Annotated in this window: 13 protein-coding genes; 6 read left to right on the top strand and 7 right to left on the bottom strand. The window is 39.3% G+C overall.

What is annotated here, in order from left to right; genetic code table 11:
• Positions 1–514 precede the first annotated feature (514 nt).
• The 4 genes from J5X91_RS16750 to J5X91_RS16735 all read left to right on the top strand — a co-directional run bounded on the left by J5X91_RS16750 (position 515) and on the right by J5X91_RS16735 (position 8,787).
• Positions 515–1,744, top strand: coding sequence for an EAL domain-containing response regulator (locus J5X91_RS16750; protein WP_208835265.1), 1,230 nt, complete (start codon positions 515–517; stop codon positions 1,742–1,744).
• Positions 1,741–3,354 carry a response regulator gene (locus J5X91_RS16745; RefSeq protein ID WP_208835264.1) on the top strand — a complete coding sequence of 538 codons (1,614 nt, stop codon included), beginning with the start codon at positions 1,741–1,743 and terminating at the stop codon, positions 3,352–3,354. Before J5X91_RS16750 ends, J5X91_RS16745 begins: the two co-directional genes overlap by 4 nt.
• 2 nt (positions 3,355–3,356) lie before the next feature.
• A complete protein-coding gene (locus J5X91_RS16740; protein ID WP_208835263.1) occupies positions 3,357–7,340 on the top strand; it encodes a transporter substrate-binding domain-containing protein in 3,984 nt (1,327 codons plus the stop codon).
• A gap of 553 nt (positions 7,341–7,893) precedes the next feature.
• A complete protein-coding gene (locus J5X91_RS16735) occupies positions 7,894–8,787 on the top strand; it encodes a tetratricopeptide repeat protein (RefSeq protein WP_011329727.1) in 894 nt (297 codons plus the stop codon).
• On the opposite strand, the gene J5X91_RS16730 is transcribed toward J5X91_RS16735, so the two are convergent.
• The 5 genes from J5X91_RS16730 to J5X91_RS16710 all read right to left on the bottom strand — a co-directional run bounded on the left by J5X91_RS16730 (position 8,777) and on the right by J5X91_RS16710 (position 13,523).
• Entirely contained in the window at positions 8,777–9,097 is a 321-nt protein-coding gene (locus tag J5X91_RS16730; RefSeq protein WP_208835262.1) for a hypothetical protein, read from the bottom strand. The two genes, J5X91_RS16735 and J5X91_RS16730, sit on opposite strands and share 11 nt — an antisense overlap.
• Positions 9,098–9,124: 27 nt before the next feature.
• Complete coding sequence (locus J5X91_RS16725; protein ID WP_208835261.1) at positions 9,125–9,865, bottom strand: nuclear transport factor 2 family protein; 741 nt, start codon at positions 9,863–9,865, stop codon at positions 9,125–9,127.
• 214 nt (positions 9,866–10,079) lie between these two features.
• Positions 10,080–10,823 carry a ferredoxin--NADP reductase gene (locus J5X91_RS16720; protein ID WP_208835260.1) on the bottom strand — a complete coding sequence of 248 codons (744 nt, stop codon included), beginning with the start codon at positions 10,821–10,823 and terminating at the stop codon, positions 10,080–10,082.
• 767 nt (positions 10,824–11,590) lie between these two features.
• A complete protein-coding gene (gene deoD, locus J5X91_RS16715; RefSeq protein WP_011329723.1) occupies positions 11,591–12,292 on the bottom strand; it encodes a purine-nucleoside phosphorylase in 702 nt (233 codons plus the stop codon).
• Positions 12,293–12,305: 13 nt separating this feature from the next.
• Positions 12,306–13,523 (bottom strand): phosphopentomutase, encoded by a 1,218-nt coding sequence (locus tag J5X91_RS16710; RefSeq protein WP_179807796.1) that lies wholly within the window; start codon positions 13,521–13,523, stop codon positions 12,306–12,308.
• Positions 13,524–13,714: 191 nt separating this feature from the next.
• Here J5X91_RS16710 and udk point away from each other — a divergent pair, with 191 nt between their 5' ends.
• Both udk and J5X91_RS16700 read left to right on the top strand, forming a co-directional pair.
• Positions 13,715–14,344, top strand: a complete 630-nt coding sequence (gene udk / locus J5X91_RS16705; RefSeq protein ID WP_011329721.1) for a uridine kinase — start codon at positions 13,715–13,717, stop codon at positions 14,342–14,344.
• Between the two features lie 17 nt (positions 14,345–14,361).
• A complete protein-coding gene (locus tag J5X91_RS16700; protein WP_011329720.1) occupies positions 14,362–15,585 on the top strand; it encodes a NupC/NupG family nucleoside CNT transporter in 1,224 nt (407 codons plus the stop codon).
• Positions 15,586–16,591: 1,006 nt separating this feature from the next.
• Here J5X91_RS16700 and J5X91_RS16695 read toward each other — a convergent pair.
• Positions 16,592–16,801, bottom strand: a complete 210-nt coding sequence (locus J5X91_RS16695) for a cold-shock protein (RefSeq protein ID WP_002959120.1) — start codon at positions 16,799–16,801, stop codon at positions 16,592–16,594.
• A gap of 256 nt (positions 16,802–17,057) precedes the next feature.
• A complete protein-coding gene (locus J5X91_RS16690; protein ID WP_208835259.1) occupies positions 17,058–18,344 on the bottom strand; it encodes a sensor domain-containing diguanylate cyclase in 1,287 nt (428 codons plus the stop codon).
• Between the last annotated feature and the right edge of the window lie 59 nt (positions 18,345–18,403).

The raw sequence follows: 18,403 nt of genomic DNA, 5'->3' as shown, positions 1-18,403 counted from the left end.
TACGCATCAGTTTCATAAACGCATTATACCTGATACAAGACGAGTTTTTATGGTGCTCAGGTCGAAGCCCCGGGACAGTCCCTAAAAAGCTAAAAGAACTACGTGAAAACGGTAAACGGCTAATATGACCGGAGAAAAGAAAGCGAAAAGGTTATCCGCGAACGGTACTCGCAAAGACACAAAAATATCCGGTTAGGTATAAACGAAAAAGCACCACTCATTCTTAAACGAGTGGTGTTATCAATAGCTGCCCCCCTTATTTAAATACAATCGACTATTTTATATATAACAACATATAGATCTAACTCTTTATGTCTAGAATATGAATATTTAATCATTGTTTATTATTATTTAATTTCTTATAATTCCCTATATTACCCCATGAAATAATACAATCTAATAAACAACGATTACATTTAACTATGCTAAGGTTGATCTAAATCAAACTTAGAGGCAGATTGCTCTACGTGGAATACGACTTGCTCTAATCAAAACATACGGAAATACTATTTTTATGAAAGTATTAATTGTCGATGACCATGCATTTCAGCGCCGCGCCATCACTAGCATGATTTCTAAATTAAGCAGCTCATACGAAGTCTGCCATGCCAGTGATGGAAATGAGGCAATTAGCTTTATGGTTACTTTGGTACCAGATATTATTACTTGCGACTTAGCCATGCCCAATATGGATGGTTTAGCTTTGCTAGGGCAATTAGCTTTACGAGAGTATAAAGGAAGTATTATTTTATCCAGTGTTGCTGATTTTAGTTTATTACGCGCAGCTGCTAATTTAGTTGATGCTTATGGCTTAAATTTATTAGGTATTATGCCTAAACCCAGCTCTGCACAACAACTTAGTTACTTTTTTCAACAACACCAAAATCATATCAAGCTAGGAAAATCTAACACCCCCGCACTTGAGCTTGAGCTTGATACCAGTAAGGCTGGATTACAAGATGCGTTCAATAAGGGACAATTTATTAGCGTGTTCCAGCCACAAATAAGTTTTGCTAATGGTCAATGTGTTGGCCTAGAAACCTTATGCAGGTGGCAGCACCCGGCACACGGTTTGCTTGCTCCTTATTATTTTCTTGAATACATAGAGCAAGCAGGCCTAATGACCGAGCTAACGCTGGCCATGATAGAGCAAAGTATCAACACTGTTGAAAAATTACCAAGCACATTTAGCCACGCTAAACTAGCTATTAACTTATCGCCCGCATCTCTAAGCAATGAACTAATAAACACTATTTTAGCTAACCCAACTCTGCAGGCATTAGCACGTAACCAACGTATTTCGTTTGAAGTGACCGAACAAACACAGTTGCTCAGTACTAATTTATCGTTAGAGCTGCTATCACGATTACGTATGCATGGCTTTAATTTATCGGTTGATGATTTTGGCACGGGCTATTCATCATTACAACAACTAAGTCGTTACCCGTTTAACGAAATAAAGCTCGATCGGAGCTTTGTGGTACAAGCCGAAAATGATGCCCAATGCGCCGCTATTGCTGATATGGCAATTCAACTGGCTCGTCGGCTAAAAATGAGAGTGACGGCTGAAGGGGTAGAAACCTACGAGCAATGGCAGTATATGAAGCGGTTGGGGGCCGACATTTGCCAAGGGTATTTTTGTGCAAAGCCTATGCTACAACAACAATTAGCTGCTTGGCATACACAATGGCAACAGCAATACCAGCACCTTAAAAAAGCCAAAGAGCAGGAAGCTTTAAATTGAAGTTCCTTCATAACAAACGCATTTTAGTCATTGACGATAGCAACCTTATTTTATCTGCCATAAAGCTCATGCTTTTAAATGCAGGTGCACAACAGCAGCACTTAGTTCTGGCTAAAAATACCCAGTCGACCATAAGTGCCTGCCAAGCTCGCGCGTTTGACTTTATTATTTTTGATTATAACTTAGGTGCAGGCGCCGATGGTTTGCAATTATTAGCATATTTAACCTTAGCACAACTAATCCCTAAAAGTTGTGTCGTGTTTATTGTTACCGCAGAGCAATCCCGACGTGTAGTACATGGCTTTAGTGAATGGCAACCCGATGGTTACTTTGTTAAACCTTTTAATATTAATAATATGCTGCCACGAATGATCGCCTGCTATCAAAAAAAGTACGCCTTAAAAAATCTCGAAGAATGTTTTTTAAAATACGGCTTTAATGAAGCTAAACAACAGCTTAACAAGTTAACTGGATTTTCATATTATATCGACTACGAAATCCAGTTACTCACTTGGGATAGGCAAACCGACGCAGCAAAAAAGCGCCTTAATTACGCTATTGCCCAAGGCGATGAAAACGCACGGCTAAATTACGCTAATTGGTTATTAGTGGCGGGCGATATAGAGCAAGCCATCACGCTAATAGAGCCTTTACTTACAATTCCGCGTTTTCGCTTAGCAGCACTTGAGTTAAAAATGAGTGCCCATTTAGCGCAAGGAGCACTACAGCAGGCTGATAACTTAATAATGCAGATGAACGCTATTGCGCCTGATAATGCACAACGTTTATTGATTCAATTTAATATTGCGGTTATTTTAGAAAATAATGTCCAGATGCAACGAAGTATTACACGTTATCAACGGCTAACTCAGCAATTAAGTTGGCTAAATATTGATTGTCACTTTAATGTATTACGTTGTTTGCTCTCACAAATAGAAAGTTTAGATGCGAGTAATTATGGCAGCGAATTTAAACGCCTAGAAAAAACCTATTTAGAGAAACGCGCTGCATTATTAAAGAATGCTCGTGCTGCACAACTGCGCGAAGTTAAACAAGTGCTTGATGCTCGTTTTGCCATTTGTATTGGCGAGCGTCAAGTGGCGCTAGAAATTGTAAAACAATACAGTGATCACGGTAGCTATATTTCACTGCCTTTTTATTGCCAGTTAGATATAGTGCATATATATCGTAGGCTCGCGCTACCATTACCCGAGTTTATTACCCTGCTTAATACAACCGAGCATAGTCAGCATTTGTTATTGCAAAATACCTTACGCTATACGCATATTTATCAACAACAATTAGAAGCACAGATCAGAAAAATTAAAGCGGCTGAGTTTCAAGGTAATCATATGCAAGCGACTACTTTGATTATTAGCACAATTAAGCACTATGGCATTGATCTGCAACTAGCTAAATTATTAATTAAAGGCTTTACTAAGGCAATCCCTATGAATGCCCCTCCCGAACAATTAAAGTATTTTTATTTATTAGCAAAACACACTCTGACGGCAAATAATAATCAGTTTGAAAATAGTGGACTTTATGTTAAATATTGTGATTTTATTGAATCGTCTATTAGCTTTTTGCACGCTGATCCCTTGGTATAACCATGCATAAAAATGCTCCGGTTGTAACTTTGCTATTTATTAGTTGTTTTATTATAAGCTGTTTACTCAGTGCTATTTGTCAAGCCAGCGAGCGCGAAGCACGGCTAAACCCAGCTGATATAGCAGAGAAAAAAGTATTAACGGTTGGTTCGTTAGATATGAACTACATTCCTTATCTTGCCATTAATGCCAAAAGTAAAATTAATGGTATTTACCCTGAATATATCCAATACTTGGCGCAGCAATTAGGGATGCAAGTACATTATATCGTGTATAAAAGGACTTCGGAATTAGAAGCGGCGATGCAAGAGGGCCGTATCGATATCGCTCTAGGCCTGCAAATCACCCCCAAGCGGCAAAGTTATTTAACTCTCAGTAAGCCGTTTTTGTCCGTGCCGCGCAATCTATTAATAGCCAGAGAGCTCGCTACAGAACCATTTAAATTAAAAAATAATAGCAAAATTAAACTCGCGTTGTTTCGCTTTGATGTAGAGAAGCAATTTATTCGTCAACAATTTCCTAATATCATCAAATTTGAATTAAGCCGCTACAGTGATATTGAGCCAGCGCTAGCTTATAAGTTAGCCAATGCCCACTTAAGCGACGCGCTAACAAACCAGTACTTAGCATCACAACTTCACAACGAAGAATTCACCACTGTTACGCTGGATGACTTACCCGAAAAACAATGGCGTATACCGTTATTAAAGCACAATAGTGAGCTGAACAAAGCAATTAACCAACTGATAATAAACACTGCGACAGTTACTATGTCGGCTGTTGTGGCGCGCGCTAGCCAATGGCAGCACTACCATAAAAAATCGCAGATATTAATAACCGAACCTCAACAAGACTGGTTAGCTCAGCACCCGGTACTGCGCTACACCACCCTTCCTCATTGGCAATCCGTTAATATGAGCAGTGATAGTGATAAGCCAGTGGGGTTAGCTATTAGTGTGTTAAACCTAATTGCTAGTGATTTAGGCGTAAGCTTAGAGTATGTCCCTGCTAATTCGGAAGATGAGGCGCTACTGCTGATAAACAGTGGCCAAGTTGATCTTATTCCTGCGGTATTAAAAACGAAGCAACGCAGCACCTTGATGAATTTTTCTGAGCCATATTTAACCACCTCTTGGGGGATGTTAGTGCGTAATGATAGCCCATTAAACATTCATAAAATACGCCAAGGAAAATATAAAGTAGCCTCACCGAATGGTGACTTTGCCCAAGTGATTATGAGAAATTACTTTACTCATAATAAGTTGATCAAACTCAATAATATGCAAACAAGCTTGGAGCAACTTGAACGCGGCAAAGTAGATGTTGTTATCACCACCTTAGCTAGCGCACAACTATGGCTTGAGCAAGATAACGCGCAAACTTATAAGCTCTTACCCAACTTATTAATTAATGGCAATGCAGATATACAGCTTGGGGTAAGCCAACATGCACCTTTATTACTTGATCTTGTCGATCAAGCACTACAAGCCATCGGTCATGATGAGCTCGAAGCGCTATCGCGTAGTTGGCTTGACTTAAGTGGCGAGCAAAACATTAATATTCAAAAATATATTACCTATGCGGCTTTGATTGCCGCCATTTTAATAATTATTGTATTAGCATTTGGCTTTTGGAACCGTAAGTTACACCTAGAAGTAGCGTATCGCCGAGCTGCACAAAAGCGAGCTTTATCTGCCGAGCAAAAACTATCTAGTATAGCTAATGCAATACCTGGTGCCGTAGTGCAGTTTATTATAAGTGATAATCAACTTAATTTTACTTATGCCAGTCAAGGTATAGAAGGGTTTACCCCTTGCAAACAAATCAACTTATCAACAGATCAAAATACTAGCCCTCTCGAAAATGATTTTTTTACACTAATTTCACCTGAGCAAATTGAAAAGTTAAAACGTGCTGCAACACAGGCTATGGTGGATCAACAAGGAATAGATTTTGAGTGTCAGCTCAAATCCCCGTACTATCACTGGGTAAACTTAGTGGCATTTCCTTCAAAGGAAGACGGCCACAATGTGTGGAATGGCGTGCTGTTAGAAATCAATGAACGTAAGCAGCATGAAATAGCCCTTAAAGCCGAAAAACTAAAAGCCGAAAAAGCAACTCAAGCTAAAACACAATTTTTAGCGCGCATGAGCCACGAAATACGCACACCACTTAGTGGGGTAATTACAGCTACCGAGTTATTGGCGCAATCACAGCTCGATAACCAACAACGCGATGATATAAATACTATTATCACCTCAGCACATACCTTGCTGTACATACTTAATGATGTACTTGATCACAGCAAAATGGAAACGCAACAATTTAGTGTTGAAGAAATTCCCGCTGATTTACTCATCGTAGTAGAGCAAGCTATTTGTACTCATATTGCTAGCGCACATGAAAAAGATTTACAGCTTAAATTTTACTTTGATCCTCAGACTAATCGTGCTGTAAAAACCGATCCGGTGCGATTACAGCAAGTACTGTCGAATCTGATCAGCAATGCCGTTAAGTTTACCGAACAAGGTACTATAGCTATTCATGTTTTGCCGCTGACGAGAGACGATAAACAGCAGCAGGTTAAATTTAGCATAATTGATACCGGTATTGGGATTGATAGCCTTAGCCAACAGAAATTATTTACCCCCTATACCCAAGCGCGAAGCGACACCACACGCCAATATGGTGGTACCGGCTTAGGGCTCTCTATATGCCGTATGTTAATTGAACGACTAGGTGGGAAAATCGACTTATCAAGTCAATTAGGGCAAGGCACAGAGTTTAATTTTATAATTCCACTAGAATGTTATAAGCCAAACGTAGCGCCGGTTATCAACGAGGCACTGCCTCTTATTATCTTAGATGATGGCAGTGATTATATTGCTCAATTAGTACACTACTTAAAACTATGGCAAGTTAAATTTACCTTACTCACGGAAGCGGCAGAACAAACAGCTTGGCTAAGCTTTGAGTCACCTGCTACTAGCCTAGTTATATATCATCAGCTTGATGATATAACGTCGTTAGCGCAAAGCCCGCAACAGCTCATTAAAGTAAAACTCTCATCGCCTTACAACAGCGAGTATGGGGCCGATTATTATTTATCGACCAACCCATTATTAGTATCACCTTTGCTAGATTTACTTAGCAAACAGCGCCATGAACAAAGCCAGCTAGTCATGCAACGAGATGAGTTACGGCGCACGCCGCTAAAAGCACAAGCTATTGCTACAGAGCGGTTAATTTTAGTGGCTGAAGATCACCCCACTAACCGCAAAGTACTTAAGCGGCAATTAGAAAGCTTAGGGTATTACGCAGACTATGTAGAAAATGGTGTGCAGGCACTGCAAGCACTAGAGCAGCAAAACTACAATTTGTTGATCACCGATTGCCACATGCCTGAACTCGACGGCTATGAATTAACCCGCAGATTACGCGATTCAGGCTATACCATCCCCATTATTGCTCTTACCGCCAATGCGTTAATTGGTGAAGCTGACCATTGTTTGGCTATGGGAATGAATGGTTATATAAGCAAGCCCGTTAGTCTAGCCACGTTACAAGCTAAATTAAATAAGTATTTACCAAACATTGAGCAAAATACTGACTTAGCCCACATTAACACCAGCGAAGTTGTCGCTGCACAGCCTGAGTTACCGTTAAAGCTTACAGAATTGCAAACTATGTTTGGCTCAGTCGATGATGTGCTGCAACTACTTAGCGAGTTTATTAGTAGTTCAAAACACGATCTTTACGAGCTTAGTAATGCTGCAGCTAATGATAACTTTATGCAGCTCAGTAGTATTGCACATCGCTTTAAAGGCGCAGCAAAAATGGTATTAGCCGAACGCTTAGCTGAACTAGCTGATGAGTTAGAGCTAGCAGCAAATCAGCAGCAAACGGCTTTATGCCTAAGCCATATTCAAGCCTTATACCAAACATTAGCGGATTATGAGCACAGCATAAAAAACGCAACAAAATAGCGTGTATAATACTGATCATTAAGAAAGTTTTACACTGCTCATAATGGTTAAAGTCATATAGCAAACGCTATAGCCGGAGCCAAACGCTATTTTAAATAATAAAATGATCGCTTTTAAAATAAGCGACGTAATGTAATGTGAAGGGCTTAAAAAGTTGGCTGTCGGGTAACCAAGGTCACTGTGTATATTTCCCTTCGCCATGTAAGTTAAAAAAGGTGTATTTTTTGATGATTTATACACCTTACTTATTTAAAGTATTGAATTGAGTTAAGTAATTGTTCAGCTTAGTCGCGTTATTATGCAATCTAACTTATTGTTTTTCCCTTTGACATTATGTTGTTTTAAGTAGTTTTTGCCAGCTCACCTTGAGCTGGTTTTTTTTGCCTAATTTTTATCAATAGCGTCTAAAAATGTCTAATTGCTGCAAACTAACGTTAATTACCTAACCAGCGCTATAAAGTGTTTAACGAAACAGCAACCTCCTCTAGTACCCTGAATCTGTGCATGTTAAAGTTGCCTTAGCGATTTATTGATTTTATTTATTAGGCGTACTATGCGTTACTTTTTATTACTATTGTTTATTTGCGTAACTTTTAATTCTACAGCAATCATTGCTGCTGAAGATGACCCTTTTTCGGCTCCCACCGAGCAGCAACAAAACCAAGCTGTTGATGGGCTAGCTGCTCCTATGTATAAACCGCTAATGGAGCGTTATATTCTTGATGAGCTTAGAGCTGTGCGTCAGGATCAGCAAAAACTGCGTGAGGATGTAACTAAACAAGTAACTCATGCCCAGCTAGATACCGCTGACCGTGCAATTACCTATACTACTGATACCATTAACAATGTATTTTTTATTATTACTGCTACCGCATCAATTTTAGTATTAGTTGGTTGGAACTCACTGCGCGATGTTAAAAATAAAGTAGAAGACATAGTAAATACCCGAGTAAGCGTTATTACCGATGAGTATGAAGATCGCTTAAAAATTCTTGAAGAAAAACTGCGCGTTCGCTCTGAAGAAATACTCAGTAACCAAGAACGTATTTCGGTCACTAATGAAGTTCATTCACTGTGGATGCGGGCTAATTTAGAAAGTGATTTTGCTAATAAAATTGAAATTTTTGACGAAATTTTAAAACGTAAACCCGAAGACGTAGAAGCTATTGCTTATAAAGCCGATGCACTGCTAGAAATTAACGATACAGCACAAGCTATTGAGCTATGTAACCAAGCAATAGAGATAGACAGCGATTATGGCTATGCTTATTGGCAACGTGCGTGTGCTTATGCGTTAATTCATGAACATGCCGATGCGTTAGCCGATATTAAAATGGCGTTAGATTACTCACCTAACTTACGCAATGAACTACTGCACGAGAGTGCGTTTGCTAGCCTACACGACAACGAAAGCTTTAACGAAATTTTGAGTGCGACTAGCGTTTAAAGTACAGATCTATTGCTTTACTAAGCAGCTCGTCGAGCTGCTCTTCAAACTCTACTATATTTATTTGAAAGTGATCAAAGTACAGCTTGGCCTGAACTTGCGATAAGTTGCGGCTATTTACGCTGTATTGACGTTCACTTTTTTGCTTGTCGTAACGAGGGGTAAATAAAAATAGCGCATAATATGGTGATTTAATATGCTTATTAGCATAGCGACAAAAATCTTCTATGTGGCTTAGCCCTTGTGGGCCTAAACAGCCTGGCTCTACCCGATACTCTAGGCTAATTTTTTTCTCGTCGTTTAACTGCATTTTGATACTTACTTACCTAGTTATGAGTTATCGAAAAAATAACACACGAATTATTTTACCATCTTTAACTTGATAGCTTGAAATAAGCTCTGAGCGTTTGTCTATTACGTTTTCATCTACTGAGCAGGTTTCTGATAATTCATGATCAATTACTATGTCGCCATGTACTATGCGTTTAATTGGTGATGAATGAATGCATTTTAGCTTTTTAAACATTAAGCCATATCGGGCTATTAGTTTTTCTTTACCTTTAAATAGCAGCTCGTTAGGAAAAATATAAAATTCAACGTCTTCGGCATAAACCCGAATAAACTCTTCAATATTACGGGCGTTATAGGCTTTAACTAATTGTTCAATTACAGCTAATGATTCGCGCGATTGTTTGGCTTTTGTTTGCTGTTTTTGCGTTAAGGCCTCTTTAGCTTGCGTTACTACTTGCTCAGCTTTGGCTATAGCGGCGGCTTTTTCTTCTTTATTTTTAATTTTTTCAACTGGCTTAGGAGTTTCGGTGCCAAGTACTTTTGAGTCGTCTACTTTGTTAGGATCAACAACTGGTTTTGTTAATACTGCTTCTTTATGTTCTAGGGTATTGAGCCTATCTGTAGCTTGTTGCTTTGACTCGTCGGCAGCTTGCTGCTGTTTTTCAATTACAGGCTTAGCTTGCTCTGCACTGCTTTGCGCCGTTGTGTTGGTTTCTTGCTCTGTTGCGTAAACAAGTGCCGCGGCACCAATAAATATAAAAGCAAAAACGATAGGTAAAGATTTCATAGTTTTCCTAAAATGAGCACGAAATACTGTTAGGGCGCAACATAGCAAATTTTACAGTTTTGGGGTAGTGATTATCTGTTTAGTACTAGAGCATGTTTGGTATTTAGCATGGTTATTGCCCATTTAAAGGAATAACCACACTAAATAGGTACTTATTTACCTAAAAACCAAACATATTGCTACACGTTCAAGCGAGCAAAATACACACGCCTAACTACCAATATTGCTCAACTGTTATGTGGCCGGGGGTTCTACGGCGATTGCGTTGGTAATTTTGGCTTATTAGTAATTCGGTGGTGTCTTTTACCATTTGCGGATTACCACAGATCATAAACTGTGCATTTTCGGGCGTGGCATTTAGCCCAACGTGCGAAAACAATTGCTTATTAGCTATCGCATCCGTTATTCGTCCGTGCAACCCTACATCAGCTTGCTCACGACTCACTACGGGAATGTAATTTAACTGCTTAGGATGAGCTTCAAGTAGCGTGTTTATAAGCTTCTGATAGCTTAAATCGTCATTTAAACGTACACCATGTACTAGGTTTATATGCTGATACTTTTGCCATACTTCGCTCTGTTGTAGCATGGATAAAAACGGCCCCAAAGCGGTGCCGGTACTAAGCATCCATAACTGCTCGCTGGCGGGTATTTCGTCAAGGGTAAAAAAGCCCGTAGCACGGCGCTCTATTAATACATTATCGCCTGGTTGTAGCTTGGCTAAATGCGATGAGAGTAAACCGTCAACTACGTTTATTAGGTAAAACTCTAAATTGGGGTCATCGGGGGCATTAACGTAGGAGTAAGCCCGCGCAATGCGCTTATCGCCATCCATTATAGATAGCTTAGTAAACTGCCCCGCTTTAAATGGCTCAACGTCGGCATTTACCGTTATGCTAAATAACGAGTCTGTCCACCAAGTAATTGTTTTTACTGTTGCATCAACCCAATTAGACATAGTTAGCTCCTATATTATCGGCTATAAAGTATTAAGGTTACTGACTTACTTTAAATGTGCGTTTTATAGCTTAAACCTTAACATTAAGTAACAAATACTTATAGAGTAATTAGCTGCCAAATTTTACGAGTGAAAATAGGAAATAAATAAGTAGAGCTAGATTTATTTTTCACACAACCCACAGCTCTTTTCACCCACTAAAGCACAGCGTCTACTAACCTCTTTTTAAACAGGTTTTAATTTAAAATGCGCTACAACAATTTGCACAAAGAGAAGACAATGAGAGTAAATGAGTAGACATAAAACACATTGTTCTTGGCTTTGTTATTCCTCTAAAAGCGCAGCGCCTCATACCCTCTTTGTGAATAAATGGGCTTAAATGTTTTTGCACAAAGAGAAGACAATGGAGTAAATGAGAGACATAAAATACATTGTTCTTGGCTTTGTTATTTCTTTAAAAGCGCAGCGTCTCATACTCTCTTTGTGAATAAATGGGCTTAGATGTTTTTGTATAAAGAGCAGAAGGTGTGAAAGTATACAAACAGGTTTTAGCGCATTACGCCAGTAAGTTGCTTGGCTGCAAAATAATATCTGGCTTAAACTTAATTTGTAGATGCAGAGCTAACTCACGTTAAAAACTAAAGTTTAAGCATAAAAAAAGCCGCATAAATGCGGCTTTGGGGTTTAGTCTCACTTCACTTTGGGCGTGTCTCCAAAATTTAGTGAATACGTTACCAAGGAACTGTTTTACTTAAATAGCCAATTACTTAGATAGACTCTAAAGCAATTTTAACCATTTCGTTAAATGTGCTTTGACGCTCGTCAGCAGGAGTTGCTTCGCCAGTGATCACATGATCACTTACTGTGAATAATGCCATTGCTTTTGCGCCATATTCGGCTGCAACGCCATATAAACCGGCTGTTTCCATATCAACAGCAAGCACACCTAATTTATCTAAATCTTTATAAAAGGTGTCGTCGGCTTGATAAAATGTATCGGTAGTAAATACGTTACCTACTTTTGCTTTAATACCAAGATCTTTTGCAGCATTTACGCCGTTTAAAAGCAGGTCAAAGTCAGCAATTGCTGCAAAATCAGTACCGCGTACACGGGCACGATTTACATTTGAATCGGTACATGCACCTTGTGCAAAAATAACATCGCGTATTTTAACGTCGCTACCAATACCGCCACACGTGCCAATACGAATCAGGTTTTTAACCCCAAAAGTAACAATTAGCTCACGCGCATACAAAGACATTGATGGAATGCCCATGCCCGATCCCATAATGCTTACTGGCTTACCTTTGTAAGTGCCTGTAAAGCCAAGCATGTTACGTACACTGGTTACTTGTTTTGCGTCATCTAAAAAGTTTTCAGCAATATATTTTGCGCGTAGCGGATCGCCTGGCATTAATACTGTTTCGGCGAAATCACCTACGTTTGCATTGATATGCGGAGTACTCATTAATCTTTCCTTTTTATTTAGATGTAGTTAGCTTATCTATAAAGCCATCACCGTATTCAAGCGCAGGTAAGTTAAACCATTGTGCTAAGGTTTGACCTATGTCTGCAAAACTATTGCGCTCACCAAGTGGGGTGTCGGTCATACCCGGTTGGTAAGCAATTACTGGTACGTATTCACGGGTGTGCTCAGAACCTGGAAAGGTTGGATCGCAGCCATGATCGGCAGTAATAATTAGTAAATCATCGGCTTTTAGTGCGTTTAATATAGTTGGCAAATAATCGTCAAACTCTTTTAACGCTTTTGCATACCCAACAGGATTACGACGATGACCAAACATTTCGTCAAAGTCGACCAAGTTAGTAAATATTAAGCTGTGATCGGGCGCACTTTGCATTAATTCGTTGGTTTTTTTCAGCAAGTTTATTAACCCTGGTGCTTTATGCTTTTGGGTAATACCTTGATGTGCGTATATATCTGAAATTTTGCCAATACTTATTACTTCGCCACCGTCTTTTGCTAGTACGTCTAGCAATGTAGGAGCTGGCGGTAATACCGAGTAGTCACGGCGATTGCTGGTACGGGCAAAATCTTGATTATTTGAACCCAAAAATGGCCGCGCAATCACTCGTCCTATATTCATTTCATCTAGTAGCGACCGTGCAGTTTCGCAAACCTGATAAAGCTTTTCTAGGCCGAATGACTCTTCATGCGCGGCTATTTGAAACACGCTGTCAGCTGAGGTGTAACAGATAGGTTTACCTGTTTTAACGTGCTCTTCACCTAGCTGCTCTAAAATAGTGGTTCCTGATGCATGGCAGTTGCCTAATATGCCTGGGATACCGGTACGAGCAATAAGCTCGTCAATAAATTCTTGTGGGAAGCTTGGCTGAGTTTTAGGAAAATAACCCCAATCGAATAAAACGGGTACTCCCGCCATTTCCCAATGGCCTGATGGCGTATCTTTACCGCTCGAAAGCTCTTTTGCGTATCCCCATGCACCTTGCGATGCTGAACGATTTGACACTAAACAAGGCTCTTTACCGGCCGCTTCGCAGGCATCAATTAACCCTAACTTTGATAAGTTAGGTAGCGATAATGCTGTGCCTGTTTCGTCATAATATGCTTTTAGCAGATGTGCTAAAGTATTCGCGCCAATATCACCAAATTTATCTGCATCTGGTGCTGCGCCAATTCCTAAACTGTCTGCCATTAGGATAATTGCTCTTGCCATTGTGACCTCCCGTTATTCAATATGGTTACTTTATCTGCTCTTCGATTTTTACGCACAGGACATAAGTCCTGTTTCATATAACCTAAACATTATAAATTTACGCCCTTAAGCGAAGCAAAAGAGATTAATCGTGTCTTTTTTGCTATTGTGATCTACCAACAATATATCTTCCTGTGTGGGTGAGAACTTTAGTGACACGAACTATTATAGCCATTGCTGGCGCATCAGCGTCGGGTAAATCTCTTTTTAGCCAAACAATTTACAATGAATTGGTTAATGAACTTGAACCAGGCGCTATCGCCATTATCGAAGAGGATGCTTATTATAAGGATCAGTCGCATTTACCGTTTGCACATCGTACGCAAACTAACTACGACCATCCTGATGCATTTGAATATAAGCTAATGCATGAGCATTTAACACAACTTCGTAACGGCCACGCTGTAGAAGTACCTATTTATGATTATGCACAACATACTCGCAGCGAAACAACGCGGTATGTAACTGCAGCTAAAATATTAATCGTAGAAGGCATTTTACTACTTAGCGATAAAGCGCTTAATAAAGAATTTGATATTAAGGTGTTTATAGACACTCCCTTAGACATTTGCTTAATGCGTAGAATGCAACGCGATATGGAGCAAAGGGGCAGAACATTACAATCTGTTGTTGAACAATACCAAGCAACTGTTAGACCGATGTTTTATCAATTTATAGAACCGTCAAAGCATAATGCAGATCTAGTTGTCACTCGAGGCGGCATGAATCGCGTTGCGATTGATATAATAAAAAGTAAAATTAAACATATTCTTCAAGAATAGTAACGGGAAACATTTGTATGACAACTTTTATGAGCGTAGTTGGCATGTTTATGCTGCTAGCTATTGCGTTTGCGGCGTCAACTAATCGCAAAGCAATAAAGCTTAGAACGGTAGGTATCGCATTTGCGATGCAAGTAATTATTGGTGGTTTTGTATTATTTTTTGATGCAGGCAAAAATGCATTAGCAAGTGTATCTTCCGCTGTTTCATCGGTTATTGGTTTTGCTAACGACGGTATAAGCTTTTTGTTTGGACCTTTAGCATCGCAAGATACATTAGGGTTTATTTTTGCTATTCAAGTACTGCCGGTAATTGTGTTTTTCTCTGCGTTAGTGGCCGTGTTATATCATTTAGGCATTATGGCGTGGGTTATTAAGATTTTAGGTGGCGGCTTGCAAAAGCTGTTAAAAACCTCACGTACTGAATCGTTATCGGCCACTGCTAATATTTTTGTTGGCCAAACAGAAGCACCGTTAATTGTTAAACCTTTTATTGCCACTATGACCAAGTCGGAATTATTTGCCGTTATGGTAGGTGGTTTAGCAACGGTAGCAGGCTCTGTTATGGCCGGTTACGTAATTATTGGTATTGACCTTAAGTATTTAATAGCAGCTAGCTTTATGGCGGCTCCTGGCGGCTTTTTAATGGCCAAAATGATTGTGCCAGAAACCGAAACGCCTAAAGACAATTTAGCTGACTTAGATTTAGATGATGAAAAGCCCGTTAACGTTATTGATGCAGCCGCATCGGGTGCTGCAAGTGGTATGCACTTGGCACTAAACGTAGGTGCAATGCTACTTGCTTTTGTAGCATTAATTGCATTGTTAAACGGTTTATTAGGCGGTATTGGCGGCTGGTTTGACTACCCGACATTAACGCTGCAAGAAATTTTAGGTTATGTATTTGCGCCTGTTGCATGGTTACTTGGTGTGCCATGGAATGAAGCAATACTAGCCGGTAGCTTTATTGGTCAAAAGTTAGTAGTGAATGAATTTGTTGCTTACTTAGACTTCATAAATTATCGCGATACGTTAAGTGCGCACACACAAGCAATTGTTACTTTTGCACTGTGTGGCTTTGCTAACTTATCATCGATAGCCATTTTACTAGGTGGACTAGGCGGTATGGCGCCTAGTCGGCGAAAGGATATCGCTCGCTTAGGGCTCAGAGCAGTGTTAGCAGGATCTATGGCTAACCTTATGAGCGCCGCAATTGCTGGATTTTTCCTCTCGCTAGCTTAGAAACTTAATGAGATGAACCACTGTTGCAAAACAATAGGATAGTGCTTTAAGGGGTTAAAGCTCTATCTGACTTGAACGATACTTCATCAAGGGCCGCAAGGCCCTTTTATCGTTTTGGGCTTATAAATTGGCTTATAAATTGGCTTATAAATAGGCTTATAATGAGTTTAAAGGCTAATCTTTGAATCATATAATAAAATAAAGAACCACCTGCCAACCACCGCCTTTAAACACTAAAATGGTATTCACCAGCAACCAGAGATCAACATCAGATAACAGTCCCCTGTCATAAGCGTAATATAAAGCAGTAAAAAGCGTGCGAGATAAACTCCCGTCTACTTCCATAACCATTAACTTGGGTGGGATTATAACTACTCGCTAATAATTAAGAAGTTGATAGTTGATAGTTGACTGGCAGACAGCTCAAGCCTGAGTGCTATCCCTTTTCGTATTTACAGCCAAAGCTAAACATTGAGCTTGCATCAAACACCTGACGCCTAAAACCTGAAATATAAAACCTGCTTTTGCCTCATACTGGCATTTCATCTCTAGGGTTTAAATCACTACTTTGTGATCTCATCACCTTTTACAAATACGTTTTTCGTACTACGAGCATGTGGCAGGTAACAAGCTACTCGCCCAGGGTAAGTTTATACCCAGCACCAAAAGTACAGTAAAAAGCGCGAGGTAAACTCCCGCCTGCTTTTGCAGCCATTAATTTGGCTGGGGTTCTAACTGCTCGCTGATAGTTGATTGGTTAATTGATAGTTGATTGATAGCTCAAGCCTGAGCGCTGCCTTTTGCATTTACGGCTAAAGCTATACACATTGAGCCTGGCACCTGTATTTTATATAAAATTGCATTCAAAAAATCGACACAGAGTCTGGTTAGTTAAGTTTAATGCGTTGAAATACAATACTGAAGGGGGAGTTACCGAGGAATATCAAATTTTAGGCACAAAAAAAGCGCCTTAAGCGCTTTTTTTCATTTTACTTAAAAAGTAAAATTATACAGCTGTGATGTTATCAGCTTGTGGACCTTTTTGACCTTGTGAAAGAGTGAACTCTACACGTTGGCCTTCAGCTAAAGTTTTGAAACCTTCGCTTTTGATTGCTGAGAAATGTGCGAAAACGTCTGGGCCATTTTCTTGCTCGATGAAACCAAAACCTTTAGACTCATTAAACCACTTAACTGTACCTGATACGATGTTAGACATTGTAATATCCTGATATAAAAATAAAAAATATGCTCATATGAGCGGGTGTAGCAAAAAATGAGATGGTACTTTAAAAACTTCAGGACGGTACTACAAGTATTACTTATACAACATCGAAATGGAGATTTATAGATTACATGCTTTCTTTCTAGCTGCGGCCCACTATATAGAAATTTTAATTTGTGTCAAGTTTATTATTTAAATAATTTTAAAATATTAAACCTTATTTAAGTTAAGGGCCTTGCAGTTACTCTATTTAATTAGCAATAACACTACGATTACGGCCATGCTCTTTTGCATAGTACAGTGCGTTATCGGCTTTTTTAAATACTTGATCAATATTTGTGCCGTGCTCTGGGTAACTAGCAATACCTATTGATATGGTTATATAACCAATGGTATCTATATATGACGACTCAACTGCAAGGCGCAGCCTTTCTGCTATTTTAAATGCACCTTCACTGTTTTGATTAGGTATTACAAGCACAAATTCTTCGCCGCCAATGCGCGCAACAATATCATCTTTGCGAGCAACACTTTGAATAAGCTTGGTTAATGCTTTGAGTGCTTCATCGCCTTTGTCGTGGCCATATGTATCATTTACGCGTTTAAAAAAGTCGATGTCTATTTCTAAAATGGTAAATAACGTTTGTTCGTGGATTAGTTTATCAAGCCATACTTTTAAACTTCTGCGATTATGAATCCCCGTTAGAGGATCTGTTTGTGCATCGTGGCGTAACTGCCCTATTTGCAGTTGTAAAACACTTTCACCTTTTAACATTGCTGTTTTTAATTGCTGACTTTCAAAATACCATGACTTAACTTTTTTCAACTCACTTTCATGATTCAATTCATCAGTTCTATTTGCAATATCAGCTAGTCGCTTAAGTGGCTTAGAAATAAAATGCGCAAACAAGCCGATTAAAATTAATGTGATTACAACCGTTGGTAAAGTACGCTTAATAACCTGTGCAATTAACCCATCTAGCGGGCTCAATGTGCTCTTAACAGAGCGTTGCACTACAACTCCCCAGTTAGCTAATTTAACTGGGGCATAACCGGCAAGCATGCTTTCGTTTAAACTATTTACAATGTTGGCACTGCCACTTTGTCCTTCTATAACTTTATTTATAACCTTGTTGTGAGCTATTTTAGAACCAATACGCGCAGCTTGTGGGTGATACAAAATCTGTTTGTTTTTATCAACAACATAAATGTGCGTTCCGCCTTTAAAGTAATCTTGCTCTAATAAATTATTTAAAATGCTGCGCTCATTTAAATACAACGAGCCGCCAAGATAACCTAAATAGTCGCCGTTGTTAGAAAACAGAGGATGTGAAATAAAAACAATTAAGTTACCTGCTGCCGACATATACGGCATGCTAATAATTGGCTTTTTATGTTTTCGTGCTTGTAAGGCTCCTACTGAGCCAAGCGGTTTATTAATAACCTGCGGTAAATTAGGGTAAGTTGCAACGCTTATGCCGTGAATATTTATAACTACAGAGTTAAAGCTATTCGTTTGGTAACTATTCAGCCTCATCTGAAATGAATATATCAGGCAGCTGATTTTTGAATAATAACTCAAGGGCTAGGCTTGCA

It is taken from the genome of Pseudoalteromonas sp. K222D (assembly GCF_017653575.1).
Classification (GTDB): Bacteria; Pseudomonadota; Gammaproteobacteria; order Enterobacterales; family Alteromonadaceae; genus Pseudoalteromonas; species Pseudoalteromonas nigrifaciens.
Note: the sequence above shows the minus strand (reverse complement) of the source record. Positions and strands in the feature narration are given on the sequence as shown.